Source organism: Alloprevotella sp. OH1205_COT-284, assembly GCF_003859795.1.
GTDB lineage: Bacteria > Bacteroidota > Bacteroidia > Bacteroidales > Bacteroidaceae > Alloprevotella.
Genome location: NZ_RQYI01000007.1, coordinates 14284 through 32767 on the forward strand (window position 1 = coordinate 14284; position 18484 = coordinate 32767).

The 18484-nt window shown below is 53.5% G+C and carries 12 protein-coding genes; 3 read left to right on the forward strand and 9 right to left on the reverse strand.

Translation table 11 applies throughout. The features are described from left to right. The first annotated feature begins 357 nt into the window (after window positions 1-357). Entirely contained in the window at window positions 358-2199 is a 1842-nt protein-coding gene (locus EII14_RS03250; protein ID WP_124931135.1) for a carboxypeptidase-like regulatory domain-containing protein, read from the forward strand. 687 nt (window positions 2200-2886) lie between these two features. Here the strand turns inward: EII14_RS03250 and EII14_RS03255 are convergent. From EII14_RS03255 to EII14_RS03275, 5 genes are all read right to left on the reverse strand, one after another. Further along, the gene (locus tag EII14_RS03255; RefSeq protein WP_124931136.1) at window positions 2887-5955 is read right to left on the reverse strand and encodes a tetratricopeptide repeat protein; all 3069 of its coding nucleotides are present in this window, start codon (window positions 5953-5955) and stop codon (window positions 2887-2889) included. Window positions 5956-6000: 45 nt separating this feature from the next. Then, complete coding sequence (locus EII14_RS03260) at window positions 6001-6816, reverse strand: metal ABC transporter permease (RefSeq protein ID WP_124931137.1); 816 nt, start codon at window positions 6814-6816, stop codon at window positions 6001-6003. 32 nt (window positions 6817-6848) lie between these two features. Next, window positions 6849-7274 (reverse strand): phospholipase, encoded by a 426-nt coding sequence (locus EII14_RS03265; protein WP_124931138.1) that lies wholly within the window; start codon window positions 7272-7274, stop codon window positions 6849-6851. 90 nt (window positions 7275-7364) lie between these two features. Then, window positions 7365-8594, reverse strand: a complete 1230-nt coding sequence (locus EII14_RS03270) for a 3-phosphoshikimate 1-carboxyvinyltransferase (protein ID WP_124931139.1) — start codon at window positions 8592-8594, stop codon at window positions 7365-7367. 84 nt (window positions 8595-8678) lie between these two features. Beyond that, complete coding sequence (locus EII14_RS03275) at window positions 8679-9317, reverse strand: DedA family protein (protein ID WP_124931140.1); 639 nt, start codon at window positions 9315-9317, stop codon at window positions 8679-8681. 1163 nt (window positions 9318-10480) lie between these two features. Between EII14_RS03275 and EII14_RS03280 the strand changes: the two genes are divergently transcribed. Both EII14_RS03280 and EII14_RS03285 read left to right on the forward strand, forming a co-directional pair. Further along, entirely contained in the window at window positions 10481-11368 is an 888-nt protein-coding gene (locus EII14_RS03280) for a helix-turn-helix domain-containing protein (RefSeq protein WP_124931141.1), read from the forward strand. A 7-nt stretch (window positions 11369-11375) separates the two neighbouring features. Continuing rightward, complete coding sequence (locus tag EII14_RS03285; protein ID WP_124931142.1) at window positions 11376-11585, forward strand: hypothetical protein; 210 nt, start codon at window positions 11376-11378, stop codon at window positions 11583-11585. A 721-nt stretch (window positions 11586-12306) separates the two neighbouring features. On the opposite strand, the gene dprA is transcribed toward EII14_RS03285, so the two are convergent. The 4 genes from dprA to EII14_RS03305 form a co-directional block, all read right to left on the reverse strand. Further along, window positions 12307-13416 (reverse strand): DNA-processing protein DprA, encoded by a 1110-nt coding sequence (gene dprA / locus EII14_RS03290; protein ID WP_124931143.1) that lies wholly within the window; start codon window positions 13414-13416, stop codon window positions 12307-12309. A gap of 33 nt (window positions 13417-13449) precedes the next feature. After that, on the reverse strand, window positions 13450-14265 hold the full coding sequence (locus EII14_RS03295) for an HAD family phosphatase (protein WP_124931144.1): 816 nt from the start codon (window positions 14263-14265) through the stop codon (window positions 13450-13452). Window positions 14266-14330: 65 nt separating this feature from the next. Beyond that, complete coding sequence (locus EII14_RS03300; protein WP_124931145.1) at window positions 14331-15662, reverse strand: glucose-6-phosphate isomerase; 1332 nt, start codon at window positions 15660-15662, stop codon at window positions 14331-14333. A 358-nt stretch (window positions 15663-16020) separates the two neighbouring features. Next, complete coding sequence (locus EII14_RS03305; protein WP_124931146.1) at window positions 16021-18483, reverse strand: FAD-dependent oxidoreductase; 2463 nt, start codon at window positions 18481-18483, stop codon at window positions 16021-16023. Window position 18484: the final 1 nt, after the last annotated feature.

Sequence of the window (18484 nt, forward strand, 5' to 3'; positions counted from 1 at the left end):
GAGCCGTGAACGGTGAGTCATGAATAAAACTCGGTTTTTCCGCCGATCCCGAAACTCCTGCTGTTTTGTTTCTTTCTTATTTTGCAAAGTTGGTTATTTTTATGATAGCAAACAACCGTTTTCCTTAATCTTTTGCTTTTACAACAAAAAAAGAGCTTGGGAGAGGTGGAAATCGTGAAAAAATCAAGAGAAATAGGCGTTTTTCCGAATTTGACATATTGTTTTCCGAATTTGACACACGTTTCATGGAGAAAAAAGCTATTTTTCGGGCATCATTCACAAGGGGCAGGCGAAAGCCGATGAGAATGCAACGGACAACTCCGCCTCTTCATGCTTCACTCTTAAAATCTATACGCCATGAAACGGATTTTATTTCTTTTGTTTTTCGCTACATTCGGTAGCGCGTGGGCTTTTCATCACCAAGAAGTAGAGATTGTTGCCGGCAGTAAGGGACTCGTTCCCGAAATTGCTTCCCTTCCCAAACCCGAGCCCGGGCATTTCGGAGGGCTGAGCTTACAGCAAGTTGGGGCAACATTTCATATCAATCACTACTTGGAAATAGCCGAATTTAAGTTTCCTGTCGCCTCGACCTTGGGGGGAGAATATTACACGCTTGAATATAAAATTGAAGGATCGGAATGGCTGACGTATATGGACTATAACGATCCCATAAAGCTCGATTACGATAACGCGTCTTTCCCTCTCCGCTCTTTGGTCACTTTGTTTCGGTTGAAGATGCACGGCGGTTCGCAGGATGGTGCCGTTTCCAATGTGGTCACGGTCAAAAGACCCGCTCTTTTTGGGAATGTTTACACCAAAGTGCAAAGTTGGTGGCATAACATGAGTTATAACTACGTGGGAATAAAACAGAAAAAGCTGGACGTCACGGTGAAGGTGTACAACTCGAAAGGGGAAGAACAAAACATCGAGAACGTCGAGCAGTACTATCGCTATGCGTGGTATCGGCGCAATCCTTATACTTACGACATGACGAAGATCGAAGGAGCCGATCAACCCGAATATGTGACTACGCCGGAAGATGTGGGCTATGAGATCGTGAACGAGGTGCGTGGCGACGACGAACATCTGAGTTTCCAACTCTTTGTTTCGCACGGAGTGATAAAGATCGGTGTTTTCTGTACGTTTGAAGAATTGGCTTGCGACGGTTTCATCTTGAAAACCGACTATATCCTGACCAAGCCGGAGGAAACCTTAAAAGTTTACAGTACTTTTGCAGAAGAACTTGTCGACATCAAGAAAGTTACAGAACTCTCTCCCGGTCGGTATCTTGTGCTTCTGCCTTACACTCTCAATGATAGGTATGAAGTTAAGTCCATGGAAAATCCCGACGTGGAGTTGGTTAGGGGGTGGGTACTCCAAGAAGACGAAATAATGTGTCATCCCGTATTGAGTTCCATGCTCACCAAACTTCGCATCACCGTGGAGAAAGACAAACAGCCGCAACAAGCCGAGGTGGATGTATTGGGGCGTGGCATCGAAGGTGACTTCTTCGTGGTGAAGACCGTTTCGACCGATCAAGCCGCTAACGACACCGTTTCTGTCGAGCTGTCTGCCGGCAAATACATTCTCAAAGCTCGAAATGCCGAAAAATTTCTTGACACTTATCATCCGTCGGCCGCTTTTTGGAACGAAGCAAAGGTCATACAGATCGATTGGTGGGGAGCCGAACCCATGACTTGTGCAATCGGCTCGTTGCCTCTTCCCGAACTCACGGGTACGGGTGTGATTGAAGGCAAGGTCAATTTCACGTCTTCTTCTCCAGCCACACGTTCCCAAGACGATTTTCCCATCTGTGCGGTTTATATGAAGAAAAAAGGAAGTGACTTCATGGCTCAAACCCACACGAATGCAGCGGGTGAATATCGTTTGGAGCATCTTCCTTTTGGAGAATACGAGGTGTTGGTCAATCTTGACAATTTCCTCTTGACGCAGGCACACAGTGTGGTGCTCAGCGAAGAGCAACCGGAAAAGAAAGGCTTGGACTATGTCGTGAGTGGGGGAAAAATCAAAATCGACCCGATTTCCGTTGTCGATGGCGCGACCTTGGTTTCTTCCGAAAGTGCAGCCTCGGTCTACGATTTGCAAGGTCGGAAAGTGGCCGGTTCGATGGCCGAACTGCGCGCCAAGCGTGTCGGCGGAGTCTATCTGCAAGGCGGCCGAAAAATTCTGATCCCTTAATCCTATTGAGGGCTTTCTGTTGAGACGTCGCGAAGCAAGGCCGACATCAACAGAAAGACCGTTTTGGATTATTGCCGTTCGCTAAAAAAGAGATAGTAACGTTTGAATAGTCATTGCCGATTGCGGAAATACTATTCAAACGTTACTGTTTCGAATGATTGCTGTCCGATAAATTTCTTTGCAAATCGTGAAATTTAGGTCAGTGATAGATTTTTCTACTCGTTACTCCGTTTGTTCTACTCCTTGGGTAAGATGTGCCCCGACGCATTGAGGAATATCCCGAAAAAATGAAGAGGGCGTGAGGCCGTTCTTCGTGAAAGAAGCAACTTTCGGCCTCTACCGGGAGTTTTTCTTTTTTTTGTCTACATTGTCTACATTTCTTCTGTTAAGTCGCAGAAATTTAGATTATTGCGAGTGTAGACAACATGGGGAATAAACTACATTCGTTTGTACAACCTACACATCGCATCGGGATAGGATGCCGACGCCCGAAGTCACGACGATGCAGACAGTGTAGGTTTTCGAGAAAATTGTCTACATTCCTTTTCGTCTGTCTATCATGTACTTAATCTCCTCTTATGTATATTGTTAAACCGCCATATACACTTGCATATTGCTGAATTTCAGCGATGTGCAAGGCGCAGTGTAGGTTTTTCGGCGATTTTACGAGAAAATCATAGAGGAAAGCTATTGATCGTCGTAATCCTCATAGGTGTTTTCTTGCGGCGTTTCGTCGTCAAGTCCGCTGTCTTTCTTTTGCGGCCGTTGCGTCTGTTCGTCGGGCAATTCGTCTTCGTAGATTTGCAGCGGTTGATCGCTGCCGGGCGGTTCGAAGTCGAGCGGCAGGTCGGGATTGATGCGGAGCGGCGAGAAGTTTTTGTCGTAGAAAGCGCGATAATCGTCGTAGGAGTAGAGCGTGCCGAGGAGTTTGAGGTTGTGCTCGCTGATGAGGACGATGCGGGCGTGGCGCAACATGATGCTCAATTCTCCGTCGCGAAAGAGGAGCTGGGTGTAGCGGTGTACGTCGTCGAAAGAAATAAATCCGCTCACGGCAAATCGTGTCAAACCCTCCGTGTGCTCTTTGGCGATGTCGAAACCGCGCGAGAGGAAACTCGAAAAATTGAAGCGTGCCAACGCGTAGAGCAACCGGTCGGCCGAGAGGCTGTCGGTGGGGTAGGCCACGAGGAACACAAAACGCGTTTCTTTTTCGGGATTGAGTTGCCGATCTTCTCCCGATGCCGCACTCTCGGCAGCCGTTTCGGAAACACGGCGTGCCCAAAGGCTGCTCAGCGAGTTGCTGCCGCCCGTCAGAGTGCGTCCGCTTTCGAGACCGCGGACAATCATGCCGGCCATTTCAGCCACGTCGCTCTTGGGATAGGTGGAGGCGAGGGTGCGCAGTTCGCGGGCGATGGTGTCGCGGGGGGCGGCGGAGAGCCGTGAGAGCGCATGGACGAGCATGAACTTCGGTCGATTGGCACCGGTGGGATAGCTGCGCGTGGAGATCTCGAAATTGGTCGAGACGAGGTCGGAGTTGCCGGCGAGATAGGCTTGGTAGGTGGCGCTGTAAAGAGAGTCTTCGAGCCGGCGGGCGTAGCGCGATTTATATTCAAAATCGGGATCGACAACCACAGAAGTCATGGCATAGTCGGGGTAGTAGTCGGCGAGGGTTTGGCGGTATTGTTGGGCGTCGCTGTCCAGACCGCGGCGTTTGGCCAAAAGGAAAAGGTGGTAGTAGGCCTCGTCGAGGTGTTCGTAGGAGGGATATTGGCGCACCAAGCGAAGCAGTGTTTCCTCGGCGAGGGGCAGGTCTTCGAGTTTGTCCTTTTGGATGATGCCGGCGTGCAAAAGTCCGTCTTGTATGAGTCGGTGTGCCTCGGTTTGTGCTTCGGGCGAGAAGGGTAGGCGCGAGAGGTAGTGTTCGCGACGCATAGGGTCGCTTTCGGCTTGTGTTTCTTTTTGCGCATCGGGGGTGAGGGCAGCGTCGTCTTCGGGCGAGGTGATGCCCAAAAGTCGGTTGCGGTATTTTTCGAGGTCTTTGTCCACCTCGGCCACGCTCATTCCGGCGGCGGTGAGGCTGTCGCGGCGGGCATCGACGAGTGCGCGCAAGCTGTCTTCGGCGGCATAGTCGTAGGCTTCATCGGCGGCTGTGGCCACGACGGTGCGGTTGGAGCGTCGCCAGTCGTCTTCGTTTTTGCGGCGTCCCCATTGTTTGACAAACGATTGTTTGCCTTGCAAGACGAGCCGGGAGTTGTAGAAATACCACGAACGATCGCCGTTGTCGATACGCGGCGCAGTCGATGCGGAGAGTTTGTTGTCGGGCAAGGATTCTCCGTTTTCTTCGGCCATGGCTCTTGCGATGCTGTCGGCCTTTTCTTTTCGGGCTTTGGCCTCTTTGCGCTTATATTCGGCAATGGCGAGGTCGATGACGCGATTGCGCTCCTCTTCGGGCATATTGACCAGCGAGAGGAGTGAGTCTTGCTCGAACACGACGGTGGTGTGTTCCACCAATTCGTCGAGAATTTTGGAGCGACGTACAAGGGCGGCATAGTCGGCTCGGTCTTTGTCCAAAAGTCCGACGGCTTCGGTGAAGCAGGGTTGTGCTTTGTCGAAACGTCGGCGATCCCAATAAATACTGCCGAGGCGCAACAGCAAAACGCCTTTTTCGGGCGAAGCCTGCGTGGCGCGGTAGCGGCCGGTTTCGTAGGCTTCGATGGCGGCCGTGGTGTCGCGGCGGCTGAGGTGGATGTTGCCGATGGCGTAGAATATTTGGTCGAGGTAGTTGCTGTTGTTGTCGTTGCGTGCCATGCGCTTCAAGCGTTTCACCATCGCCTGTGCGCTTCGGGGAGTGGTGAGGGCTTCGGTCTGCAAAATGCGGGCATGGAAAGCCATTTCGTAAGGCGGATTTTGCGCCAAACAACGATTTAAGGCCTGAAAAGCTTCGGTTTTTCGGTTGAGCGACAAGAGGGTTTGCGCCAAAGCGTAGTAGAGGCGTGCTTGGCGAAAGTTGCTGCGTTCGCCGTCGGCGGCTCGCTGCAAATAGGGTAAAGCCTCGGCGGCTCGCCGTTGGCGAAGGAGGAGGCCGGCCGTCGAAAGGTCGCGCTCATGCTGCAAGCGTTTGGAGAGGGGGCTGTTTCCGACGCGTCGCAAAGCGTCTTCGGCATCGTAAAACCAATTGGATTCGGCATAGCAGCGGGCAAGCCAAATGCGGGCTTCGTTTGCCACGTCGGGCTCGGCGGCGTAGAATCGTGTGATGTAGGCAAAGGTCGAGGCCGCGGCGAGAAAATCGCCTTGTTGAAACTGCGCCTTGCCCATGAGCAACCATGCATTTTTCAAAAATGGGTTAAACTCCTTGCGCGACAAGTAGGCTTTCATGCGGGGCGACCGCTGCTTGTCGGCACTGACGACGGGGCGTTTTCGGATGCTGTGGAGCTGAATAGCCTTTTCGCATTTGGTGATGGCGGTTTGGAAGTCGTTTTTGCCGAGCGAGCGCATTTTCTCATAGCCCACGGAGTAGAGCGGAAGGGCTTCGGTGTAGTTTTCGCGGAGGCCGTTGCGCTGCGCGTCTTCTCCTGCTTTGTAGGCCACGGTGGCGTTGTAAAACACGTTGTAGCGGGTGACAAATGCTTGCCACCGGCGTGTGGTTGCCGTGTTTTGCTTCGTGGAGCACGATGCGAGCAGACCGCACAAAAAAGCGATATGGAGCAGACGACGAATGATGGGCGGAGAAGTTGAGAGGTGGTGAACCGTGAAACACAAAACGCGACGAAGTGCGAACAGCTCGAAGCGGAAAATCGGCAGGTCTTATTTTCTTAAACGCAAAAAAAACGGCTTTATTGTTCGTGCAAGGAAGTAGACCGAAACGCTCACCACGATGATGGCTGCGCCGGAGGGCACGTTGAGGGCGTAAGACAACCACAACCCGGCAAGACAATCGGCAAACCCTACGATCATCGAGGCGATGACCATGCCGCGAAAACTGCGCGTGAAGAGGGCGGCGGTGAGTTGCGGAACGGAGAGGAGCGAAATGACCATGACGATGCCCACCATGCGCAGACAGCCCACGATGGTGAGGGCGGTGAGGGCGGTGAGGGTGATTTCGAGCGTGCGCACGGGGAGTCCTTGCGAAAAGGCGAAGTCACGGTCGTAGGCTATGGTGACGATGCTGCGTTCCAAAAAGAAAAAGAGCAATCCCGTGGCGAGCGTGAGTGCGCCCATTGCCCAAAGGTCGGCCGCAGAGATGCTGAGGATGTTGCCGAAAAGATAGGAGGGCAGGTCGGTCATGAAACCGGGGGCGAGATAGGCGAAAAGGATGCCCAAACTCATGCCGAACGTCCAGATCATGGCCACCGCGCTGTCTTCGCGCACCTCGCGGCGGCGACTGAGCCAATCAATGCCCAAACCGCTCAGAAGTGCGAATATCGCTGCGCCCAACACGGGAGAGAAACCGAAAAACGCACCCATTCCCACACCGCCCAACGAGGCGTGAGCCATGCCGCCGCCGGTGATGACGAGGCGACGGGTCACGACGTAGGTGCCGATCCAAGCGCAAAGCACACTCGAAAGCAAGGCACCGATGAGGGCATATTGAAAAAATGTGTAGGAAAGAAGCGAGCTCATGGGCATCGAAAATAAAACGAAACAAAAAACAATCACACCTCAAAACGACGCTCGCCGACGAGAAGAAGCACGTCGTCTTTCAACTCGTAGGGCAGGCGGATGCCGCGCAGTTGCAGCGAACGCACCCAGCCGGCCACTTCTTCGGAGCGGAGGGTGGTGAGGACTTCGTTGAACTCTTCGATTTCGGTCTCCGAATAGTCGTCGCACTCCCTGCCGCGAAAGCGATCCAGCTCCTCGTCTTCGTAGTATTCGATCTCTTTGCTCACGGCAGCCAAAAGACTGTCTTTTTCGCAAGTTTCGTGGCGGCCGCAGCAACCGGCCGCAGCTCCTTCGCGCACTTCGGGCATGTGGTCGATTTTGCCTTCTTTGATTTGCCGGCCATACCACCATTGGCGAATCAGTCCGGCCACGGCGGCTACGATGCCGAGCGCAACGATGAGCAGAAAAAGTTGTAACACAGCGGTAGAGAATTGGAGGTGAAAAGATGAGAAGGGGAGGATGTTGCCGAAAGGGCGGTATTGTTTATCTCTTTCGGGAAGGGCGGCGGATCAATTTTCGAGAGCGCGGAGTGCATCCCAAAACAAAGGGTAGGACTTGGAGACGACTTCGGGGTTTTCGATTTCCACATCGGCTGCGCACAAGGCCGTCGGAGCGAAAGCCATGGCCATGCGGTGATCGTCGTAGGTGGCGACGGTTACGGCTCTGTGGCGAACGAGCTTCATTGTGTCGGCCGTCGGAGAAAAAGCCAGTTCTCCCTCGTTCGGCTCGGTGAGCACGAGGCCATATTTAGAAAGTTCGGTTTTGAGGGCGGCGATGCGGTCGGTCTCTTTTATTTTCAAACTTTTCAAACCGGTGAAGTGAAAAGCCTGTCCCAACATGGCGCAAGTCACCACTACGGCCTGCGCCAAATCGGGGGTGTCTGAAAAGTCGGCGCGATAGACATTCCCGACCGTTCTTTTCGTGCGTGTGAGTATTGCGCCTTCGTTGGTGAAGCGGGTGTAAACTCCCAGCGGTTCAAACAAGGTGCTACACGCCGCATCTCCCTGCATGCTCTCGCTCCGCAGTCCGTGCAGCAATACCCGTGCGTCGGGATCGGGGGAGAGTGCCGTCAGTTCGTACCAATAAGAGGCTGCGCTCCAATCGGGCTCGATCGTGTTGGTTGGGGGGCGGAGGTAGCCGGACGGAGATACGACGATTTCGTGTCCGTTTCGCCGCACTTTTGCTCCAAACTCCGTCATCTGTCGGAGCGTCATTTCCAAATAGGGGGCGGAGGCGATTTCGCCTTCCAACACCAAATGCAACCCCTCGCTTAATGTAGGGCCGATCATCAATATCGCCGAGATATATTGCGAACTCACATCGGCGGCCATTCGCACAAGCCCCCCGCGCAAACGCCGTCCGCGGATGCGAAGCGGAGGAAAACCTTCTTCTTGCTCATAGGTGATTTCCGCGCCGAGCGTGCGCAACGCATTCACCAAAATGCCGATGGGGCGTTGGTGCATGCGCCGAGTACCCGAAAGAACATGGGTTTCTCCTTCCCGGGTGGCATAGAAAGCGGTGAGAAAGCGCATGGCCGTTCCGGCCGCACCGATGTTGATTTCTTCGGGATTGTGGCGCAGGGCAGTCATCACGGCACGTGTGTCGTCGCAGTCGGACAGGCCTTCGGGTGCGGCAGACGATCCGGAGAGGGCGTTGAGAATGAGCGCACGAGCTGAGAGGCTTTTGCTTGCCGGCAGCGTCACTTCGGTGCGAAGAGTGGGAGAGAGGCGGATGTGCATGATGCGGAAAACGGCAGAATAAAAACGGAGATGCCCCCGATGGGAGCTTTCGGCAACGGAGAGGGGGCGAAGCGGTGGAGCGGCTTATTTCTTGGGAGCTTTCGAGGCTTTGTAGACGAGAATGGCAATCACAAACGCCACGATAGCCATGAGCCCGTAGCCTATGATGTGACTGTATTCGCCGGCTTTGGCAACAACGGCCTCTTTGCTCTCCATGCCGGGCACACGCGAAAGGGAGTAGCCGATGGCGGCCAAAACGATGTTCCACATGCCTGCGCCGATCGTGGTGTAGAGCAAAAACTTGCCGACGCCCATTTGAGCAAGTCCGGCAGGGATGCTGATCAGCTGACGGACGGCAGGAATCAAACGACCGACGAGTGTCGAAACAACGCCGTGTTTCCGAAAGAAAGTTTCGGCATTCTGCACTTTCTCCTCGTCCAAAAGGCACATGTGGCCGAGGCGGCTGCTGGCAAAACGATACACAAACGGCCGGCCGAGCCAAAGTGCAAGATAATAGTTGATCAATGCGCCGATGTCGGCACCGATAGTGGCAAAAACGACGACCCAAACAATGTTGAGATCGTCGCTTACGGCGGCCAACCAAGCTGCCGGAGGAACGATCACCTCGGAAGGAAATGGGATGAATGAACTCTCAATGGCCATGAAAAGAGTGATGACCCAATAGTCGAGGTGTTCCAACACCCACGCAATGATGCTATCCATAAAGTGGTTGAATTTATATTTAAGACCGAGCAAAGGTACGAAAAAAACATAGGCAACCCAAGTGGCCGCCTGCGTTTTGTGGTCTGTTTGCCTGCTTCGGCATTTTTCCGTTGGGCGGAGTGGGGTTAATTGTATTCATGTGGAGAATTTTAATTGTCCAAGATAAATATAAGTGCAATAGAACCCACTACTAATAATGCCATGAATAAACAAGCCAAAATACCTATATATTTTCCATATGTTATACCCCTATCGATGAAATCAATTGCATTGGGATAGTCATGATTGTTTATTTTGAGTCTTACTTTAATGATTTCTCTGACATCCGTTAGTCCTTTGTATATGCCTAAGTATAGGAGTACTACACATATAAAAACAAATATTGTGATGATGCACAAAAATACCGATATGATCATCTTGTTGGAATGATTTATTGAGGTGTTAGATACATATGCTATGATCAATGAGATCATGAAAGTATAAAAATACACTCCTCGTTCCAATATAAATCGAGCTTCTTTTAGTGAGTCCAATAGGATTAGTAAAAGTAATTTTGTTTTCTCAAAATTACCGTCGGGGGTATCATCGGTAGAGCTCTCTTCTTTTAAAGAGCTCTGCTCCTGTTTTATCTGTTTTAGAATAGAAAATAAAGAAAAAAAGAAATCGGACATAATAGGCTTAAATTAACAACAGCAATATTCTGAATTATTTCTGATTTATTCAAGGAAATCTTAGTTTTTTTATGTTAAGTGTGAAAATGAACGAATTCTTTTCTTGTTTGAACTAATATAAATTAAAGATGATTTTGGAATGATTTTCGGTTTGAAATATTTGTTGTTTTTATGCACGGAGAGAAACGGGATAATTTCGGGCGGAGGGACAGGATGGATTGAAAGCGACTTTGAAGCGCATGTCTAAGTAGGAGAAGCAGAAAGGAGGAGGATGGCATGCTCTTTCCGTTGGTTAAGTTTTTTTGTGGAAGATATTGTTTTTCAGTAACTAATTTCTTGATTGGAAGATGATGGAAAAAGACGAATGGAAATCCTATGGCGTGCTTGTTTGGGTTCTGTAAAAATAATAAAATGTTCAGTTTTTCTTGTTAGGGTACGGAAAAAAAGACTACTTTTGCAATCTGATTATATTTTTCTATTTTACCTCTTCTTATGAACAAGAACAAAGAATATATTCATGTGGCCTTACACGATGTACTTCCCTATGCCAATACGCTGAGTTTGGGCGAAGACGATTTGCTCATCGTTGACGATGTGCGCCGCATAGATTTTGAGAACAGGGCTTTGCAGACCGGTTTTTTTACTATCGGCTATTGTACGAGAGGAGAGGCACGTTTCAAACTGAACGGTAGGCAGATGTGTCTGTATCCCGGATGTCTTTTTGTTTCGTTGGGGCAGCAAGTGATTGAAGACGGGCATTATAGCGATGATTTCCAAGTGGTGGCCGTGTTGCAGAGTCATCAGTTTGTGCAGGAAATTCTCATGTCGATGCTCAACCTTTGGCCTTATCTGCTGTATTTGCTTGAAAATCCCGTGATCACCCTGCAAGACGAAGAGCAACGGTGGATATGGCGCGATTATCTGTTGTTGCTTCAACGCTTGAAAAACAAAACCCACACTTTCCGTCGCGAAGCCATTCTTTCGATTTTGCAGGCTTTCTATTTGGACATTTGCCATTTTCTCGAACAGAGATGTTCTCAGCGTTCGACCTCGAACTCGCGCACCTACGATGTATTTTATCGCTTCATGCAGCTGTTGGCACAAAACTATAAGCGTGAACGCGAAGTGGCGTGGTATGCCGCGCAACTGCAACTCACACCCAAATATCTCTCAGAGGTGGTGAAGAACGTGAGCGGACGCACCGTCAGCCAATGGGTTTCGACCGTGGTGGTCATGGAAATCAAGAGTATGCTTCGTAACACCAATTTGAGTGTCAAGGAGATTTCCATAAAAATGAACTTCCCCAATCAAAGTTTTATGGGAAAATATTTCAAAAACATCACGCAACGCTCGCCGTTGGAATATCGAAAAGAGAAATAATACGACAGTGTCCGATAAAAGTTTTGTTGTCCGAAAAACTTTTGTCGGACACTTTTCGTTGGCAACGCCGCTGTCGGAAAATGTCGGCCGCCGCTCTCCGGAAACGGCATCTTTTCGGAACGACAATTTCGCTTCTGCCGCTCTGTCGGCCGGTTGCCGTTTCGGTTTTCGGCATGCCTCCGATGAAACCGCCCTTTTCGGCCGTTTTCTCCCCTAAGTTTTGTGTTTTTGCCGTTTTGCCTCCGCTAAATCGGCTATCTTGTTGAATTTCTGCGTGTTTCTTGCGAAGGCAAAGCAGAGGTTTGCCTTCACGGGAATTTGTAATTGTTTGAAAGTCAGTGTAACTACGGTGAAGGCAAAATACTCTTTTTGCTTCCGCCTCCTTTCACTGTTGCGCGGCGAAAAACGGCCTTTTTCGAGGCTGTGAAAGCAAAAAAACGAAACAAGGAGTTGATTTACAGTTGTTTGGAGATGCGATCTTTCGTTTTGCCTTCACTTGCCTTCACCGTAAGATGGCTGAAATTCAGCGATTTGAATCGTTTAGCGGAGGCAGCGGAAGCAAAAAACAAACACAAGTGTATGCGCGTGCGCGCGAGAGAGGCTGGTCGAGGGGGCTGAAAGGAGGCAGATTTCACAGCCTCAGAGGAAGAAAATTCTATCTCCAATGTAGAAATTTCCGCATTGGAGGCAGTGTCGTGTCGGGCTGATCTGTTGGGGGAGCGATGGCGACGGCTGCGCACGCCCGCAACTTGAAGGCGGGAGCGGGGCAATGCGTATTTGTCGGTGTGGCCGCGTCGTGTGAGGCATGAGGCGCGGGCGGAGCTTTCGAGATCGACAGCCGCATCAAATTTCTGTTCGGAAGTTTGATGCGGCTGTCTTTTGTTTTCGATGGGTGTGAGGGGGGGAAGGGGCGGCGTGGCACGGCGATCGGTGGGGGCTTATCGGGGCAACAGGCGATAGCGTCCGCCGGGGAGCAGGGCGACCACTCCGGTCATTTCGAGTTCAAACAGGTGTGTCTGTATTGTGCCGAGGTCGAGATTGGTGGCCATGCAAAGCTGGGAAACGGTGAGACCGTCGGTGGGGCGCAGGGCGTCTGCCACTTTTTGCTGTTCGGGCGATAGTTCGGAAAAGAGATCGAGCTGAACGGCTGCTTTTCGCTTGTTTTTGGGGCTCCACCCGAGCAGGTCGAGCAGATCTTGTGCCGATGTGATCAACTCGGCAGCCCGATCGCGAATGAGGCGGTTGCACCCCTCGCTGTACGGGTCGTTGGTTCGTCCGGGAAAGGCGCATACCAAGCGGTCGTAGTCCAAGGCCAAATGTGCGGTGATGAGTGCGCCGCCTTTTTCGGCACTCTCCACAACGACGGTGGCATCGCTCATGCCGGCGACGATGCGGTTTCGGCGCACGAAATGTCCGGCCAAAGGGCGTGTTTGCGAAACGTATTCCGTCAGTATGCCGCCGCGGTCAATCATCTGCGTGGCCGTGTCGCGATGCAGGGAGGGGTAGATGCGGTCAAGGCCGTGTGCCAAAACGCCGACGGTGGAGAGGTCGTTGGCCAGACATTCGCGATGAGCATGAATGTCGATGCCATAGGCCAAGCCGCTCACGACGAGCACGTCGGGAAGCAGACGGGCAAGGTCGGCGCAGAGCATGCGGCAAAGGTCTTTGCCATAGGGAGTGATGCGCCGGGTACCAACGATCGAGAGCGTGCGAGCGGCATTGAGATCGGCCGTTCCGCGATAGAAGATGACAGCCGGGGCATCGGGGCATTCTGCCAATCTTCGCGGATAGTCGGGGTGGGTGATCGGAAGGATTTTGATGTTGTGCTTCTCGCAGAAGGCTAATTCACGCTCGGCGCGGACAAGGGCTTCTCCGGCGTGTTCGGACATCGCTCCCATGAGGTGGCGGCGCATTTGAGGGTGAATTTCCGATAGTGCGCTTTCAGACGATCGAAAGATGTTTTCGGGCGAGACCGAATGGCGCAGCAGTTCGAGTGTTTGCGCCTGCGTGATGCCGCGCATCAGGGTGAGAGCAAGGGTGTGGAGCATGGAGGGGGGCGTTTTCCGGTAGCCGTGAACGGACTAACGAGGAGTGAGATGTTTGCGCAACATTGTCCAGTTTTCGCCCAATGCCGACATGGAGGGAAAGAGCAGAGAAGCCCCTTCTCGGAGTAATGCCGATTCGGGCAACGGGCCTGTGTTTACACCGATGGTGAAGATACCGGCTGCCACGGCGGCACGCACGCCGAGGGGGGCGTTTTCGACCACGACGGCTTCCCACGGACGCAGGCCGCCGGCGGGGAGTTGCAGGGCGGCGGCCGATTTTTCGAGCCCCATGAGGTAGGGCTCGGGGTGGGGTTTGCCGTGGCGCACGTCGAGCGAAGACACTGTGCGTTCCGGTGCAAAAAATCCGGGATAGTGAGTAGTGAGCCTTTCGAGCAGACTGGCTTGTCCGCTGCCTGTCACGACGGCGATGAGCAGGCCGTCGTCGGCCACTTGCTGCAACACTTCCTGCGCTCCCTGCATTTTGGGGGCTTCCGGCCGTGTGTTGAATTCTTCACACTTGCGGGCATAGATCCGTTCTACTTCTTGGGGCGTTGTGTCACGTCCGAATTGTCTTTGCGTGAGCACGTTGATGGTGGTGTATGCCGTTCGGCCTTCGTTCATGTAGGCGTCTTCTTCGGTCATGTGCAATCCAAACTCGCTGCATACCTTCGCCCACGATGCGGCGTGGCCTTTCATCGAGTCGAACAACACGCCGTCCATGTCGAACAGCACGGCTTTGACGGGCAGGCGACCGGCGGCGGTGTCGAAGCCTTCGGCACGGGCTTCGGCGGCCGATTGGGGGTGTGCCTCCCAGTATTGCCGTATGGATTTTAGGATGAGTTCTTGTGTCATAGATAGAAAACCATCGACCCACCCCGAAGTCGGGGAGGGTCGAGAGCGATAAAAAGTGTGAGAGATCAGAGGCGTGCTTTGAGGGCTTCGGTTTCGGCTTCGTAGCCGGGCTTGCCGAGCAGGGCAAACATGTTCTTTTTGTAAGCCTCCACGCCGGGTTGGTCGAAGGGATTGACGTTGAGCAGCAAACCGCTGATGCCACAGGCGCGTTCAAAGAAGTAGATGAGCTGTCCGAGGTAGTACTCGTTGAGTTCGGGCATGACGATGCGCAGGTTGGGCACTCCGCCGTCGACGTGCGCCAAAAGGGTGCCGAGCTCTGCCATTTTGTTGACTTCGTCCACGCGTTTTCCGGCCAAGAAGTTGAGGCCGTCGAGGTTTTCCTCGTCGTGGGGCACGAGCACGGTGTGACGAGGTTTTTCCACCGAAATGACGGTTTCAAAAATGGTGCGTTCGCCCTCTTGTATCCACTGTCCCATGGAGTGGAGGTCGGTGGTGAAATCGACTGCGGCGGGGAAGATGCCCACGCCGTCCTTGCCTTCGCTTTCGCCGTAGAGCTGTTTCCACCACTCGTTCATGAAGTGGAGTTTGGGCTGATAGTTGACGAGGATTTCAATCTTCTTTCCGGCACGATAGAGGGCGTTGCGCACGGCGGCATATCGGGTGGCGATGTTGTCGTCGGAGCTGCATTCGGCTTCCATGTCGGCGGCTCCTTTGACCAAGGCGTCGAGGTCGAAACCGGCGCAGGCAATGGGGAGAAGGCCGACGGGGGTGAGCACTGAGAAGCGGCCGCCCACGTTGTCGGGAATGACGAAGGAGGTGTAGCCCTCTTGGTCGGCGGTGGTGCGTGCTGCGCCTTTGGCGGCATCGGTCACGGCCACGATCACCTTGCGCGCCGTTTCTTTGCCGCGTTGGTCTTCGCATTGCTTTTTGAGCAGGCGGAAGGCGAGAGCGGTTTCGGTGGTGGTGCCGCTCTTGGAGATGTTGATCACGCCGAACTTGCGGTGGCGGAGATAGGCCGAGAGTTCGGCAAGATAGTCTTCGCCGATGTTGTTTCCGGCAAAGAGCATGATGGGGTTGCTGCCGTCGTTGGCGAGCCATTCAAACTGGTTGCCGAGGGCTTCGATCACGGCACGCGCGCCGAGATACGAACCGCCGATGCCGGCCACAACGATCGTGTCGCAGTGTTCGCGCAGCGTGGCGGCACAGGCTTTGATTTCGGCCAAAAAGTCGGGGGTGATGCCCGACGGCAGGTGCATCCAACCGAGGAAGTCGTTGCCGGGGCAGGTTTGTTGTTCGAGAGCTTGTTGGGCAGCCGGAACGGCGGCTTTCACTTCGTCAAGCAGGCCTTCGGGCAAGAAAGCGGTGGCTTTGTCGAGTTCTAAGCGAATAGCATTCATGTTTTTGTGTGAGATCGTTAAGTTCTATATGGTTGTGTCGGTTTCTCGCCGGGACTTCTCGGCGGTGTTTTCGGCGGAGATCTCCGAAAGGGCGAAAGCGATCGGCGAGAGAGAAAGGGCGGCGAAATGATGTTTCGGCATCAACGGAGTTGCGAAAAATCAGCTTTCGGCCGAACAAAATTACATATAGTTTGCCGCCGAACCAAGCGTTTGCCGATAAAAACGGCCTATGATTGAGGATTATGCGCCTTGTTGCTTTCGCCGATTGGCAACGAATGAAAACAACGGCCGGAAGGCCGTGCCAAAATGTGATTTTTGACGCGGCCTCCCGACGTAGGGTGAAAGTGGGTGTTTGGGATCAGATGAAGAGGTTCAGACCGGCTTGTTCGGCGCGTTCCATGTAGGTCGCCACGCCGCCGATGCCGACGCCGTCGAGCAGTTCTTCCGAAGAAATGCCCATCATGTCCATCGACATCTGGCAGGCAATAAACTCCACGCCGTTGTCCAGAGCCTGTTGGCGCAACTCCTCCAACTGGCTGACGCCTTTGCGCCTCATGATGTGGCGCATGAGGCGGTCGCCGATGCCGAGCATACTCATTTTCGACATGTGCAGGCTGCGCGAGTCGGCCGGCAGCATCCACGAGAACATCTTGCCGAAGATGTCTTTTTCCACGATGGGCTTGTTTTCTTTCTTGATGACGTTCAAGCCCCAAAAAGTAAAGAAAATTGATACGGGAGTGCCGGTTGCGGCTGCGCCGTTGGCCAACACAAAAGTGGCCAGAGCCTTGTCGAGATCATCGGAAAACATGATGAACGTTTTTCCCTTTCCGCGTGTCGGTTCTCCGATGATGCAACTCGTGGATGGGCGTTTTTCGATCTCTACGATAAACGTACCCTTTTCTTCTCGTCGTCCGATGAGTTCGTGCCCCGTGCTCTTGCACCACGCCCGGGCATCTCGTGCAAAGCCGGGGTCGGTGGCGTGTACTTCGAGGTGTGCGCCCACGGGGGCATTGTCTACGGCTTTTTTCAACTGCAAGATCGGGCCGGGGCATTGCAAACCGCAGGCATCGACCTTGATGACTTCGGCGGCCGGTGCGCCGCAGGGCTTGCACGGTGCGCAAATGGCAGAGGCGCAGGCGTCGGCACACAGTTCCGAAACGTGCTTGGTGACCGTGGAATAGAGCTTGTAGCCACCCGAAAGGTTGCGTACGTCCGAGAAGCCGCGCGAAAGGAGAATGCGCTGGGCGAGATAGCCGCGCAAACCTATGGCGCAGAAAATGATGATGCGCTTGTCGCGCGGAACTTCGTCGAGGCGGTCGCGCAAATCGTCGAGCGGTATGTTTGTCGCCCCTTCGATAGTGCCGAGGGCAAACTCTTCGGCGGTGCGCACGTCGAGCAGCAGGGTGTCTTTGCGTGCTTCGGGAGTTTGTCGGGCAAGGGCTTGCAGCTCGTGCCAATAGACCACGGGCATTTTGCCGTTGAGAATGTTCATACCCGTATAGGCTGCAATGGCCACGGGGTCTTTGGCCGAGGAGAAGGGCGGGGCATAGCAGTGTTCCGTTTCGAGGAGGTCGTGCAAAGTGCCTTTTCGCTTGATGATTTGTGCGATTTGGTCGATGCGCTTGTCCACGCCGTCAGTTCCCACGCATTGTGCGCCGTAGATGCGTCCGTCGGTGGGCGAGAACGTGAGTTTCAGCGTGAGCGGACAAGCTCCGGGGTAGTATCCGGCGTGCGATCCCGATTGCGTGGTGCTGCTCAGGTAGTCGATGCCTTCGCGCTTCAAGGCTTTGGCCGGCAGGCCGGTGGCTGCCACGGTGATGTCAAAGATCTTGGCAATGGCCGTTCCGATGGAGCCTTCGTAGGTGAGGTGATTGCCTTGCACCATGTTGTCGGCCACGATGCGGCCTTGTCGGTTGGCCGGGCCGGCGAGGAAGTTGAGCCACGGCTTTCCGGTGACGGGGTGGGTGAACTCGATCGCGTCGCCCACGGCATACACGTCCTTGGCCGAGGTTTCGAGATATTCATTGACTTTGATGCCTCGTTCGCCGAGAGCAATGCCGGCCATTTGTGCCAATTCCGTGGACGGCCGCACGCCGATGGAGAGCAATACGAGGTCGGCCGCGATGCAACGTCCGTCGCCGAGGCAAACCGAAAGGCGGTCGCCGTTTTGCTCGAAACGCTCGACGGCGGTTTCGAGATGAAGATTTACGCCGCGCTCCGCCAAATGCTGGTGTGCATAAGAGGCGATGGAGAAATCGACAGGTGCCAACACCTGATTGCCCATTTCCACAAGGCTCACTTCGATACCTGCCGCGTGGAGATTTTCGGCCATTTCAAGACCGATAAATCCGCCGCCCACCACCACGGCCTGTTTCACTCCGCCACGGTCGATGTATTGTTTGATGCGGTCAGTGTCGTCGACGTTGCGCAGTGTGAAGATGCCGGGCAGGTCGATGCCGGGCAGGGGCGGGCGAACGGGCACTGCACCGGGCGAAAGCAGGAGCTTGTCGTAGCTTTCGGTGTATTGGCTGCCGTCGGCACGGCGAACGGTCACTTGTTTTTGTGCGGTGTCGATGGCCACGGCCTCGTTTTCGGGGCGCACGTCGATGGCAAACCGTCTGCCGAAACTTTCGGGTGTTTGGAGAAAGAGCTTGTCGCGTTCGGCAATGGTGCCGCCGATGTAGTAGGGCAGTCCGCAGTTGGCATAGGAAATATATTTTCCTTTTTCGAGCAATATGATGTCGGCAAATTCGTCCGAACGGCGTATTCTTGCGGCGGCGGTGGCTCCTCCGGCCACGCCTCCGATGATGATGTGTTTCAAG

Coding starts and splice junctions, on each gene's coding strand:
- EII14_RS03250 (WP_124931135.1), top strand. CDS start 358: ATGAAACGGATTTTATTTCTTTTGTTTTTCGCTACATTCGGTAGCGCG.
- EII14_RS03260 (WP_124931137.1), bottom strand. CDS start 6,816: ATGAGCTCGCTTCTTTCCTACACATTTTTTCAATATGCCCTCATCGGT.
- EII14_RS03270 (WP_124931139.1), bottom strand. CDS start 8,594: ATGCACATCCGCCTCTCTCCCACTCTTCGCACCGAAGTGACGCTGCCG.
- EII14_RS03275 (WP_124931140.1), bottom strand. CDS start 9,317: ATGGATAGCATCATTGCGTGGGTGTTGGAACACCTCGACTATTGGGTC.
- EII14_RS03280 (WP_124931141.1), top strand. CDS start 10,481: ATGAACAAGAACAAAGAATATATTCATGTGGCCTTACACGATGTACTT.
- dprA (WP_124931143.1), bottom strand. CDS start 13,416: ATGCTCCACACCCTTGCTCTCACCCTGATGCGCGGCATCACGCAGGCG.
- EII14_RS03295 (WP_124931144.1), bottom strand. CDS start 14,265: ATGACACAAGAACTCATCCTAAAATCCATACGGCAATACTGGGAGGCA.
- EII14_RS03300 (WP_124931145.1), bottom strand. CDS start 15,662: ATGAATGCTATTCGCTTAGAACTCGACAAAGCCACCGCTTTCTTGCCC.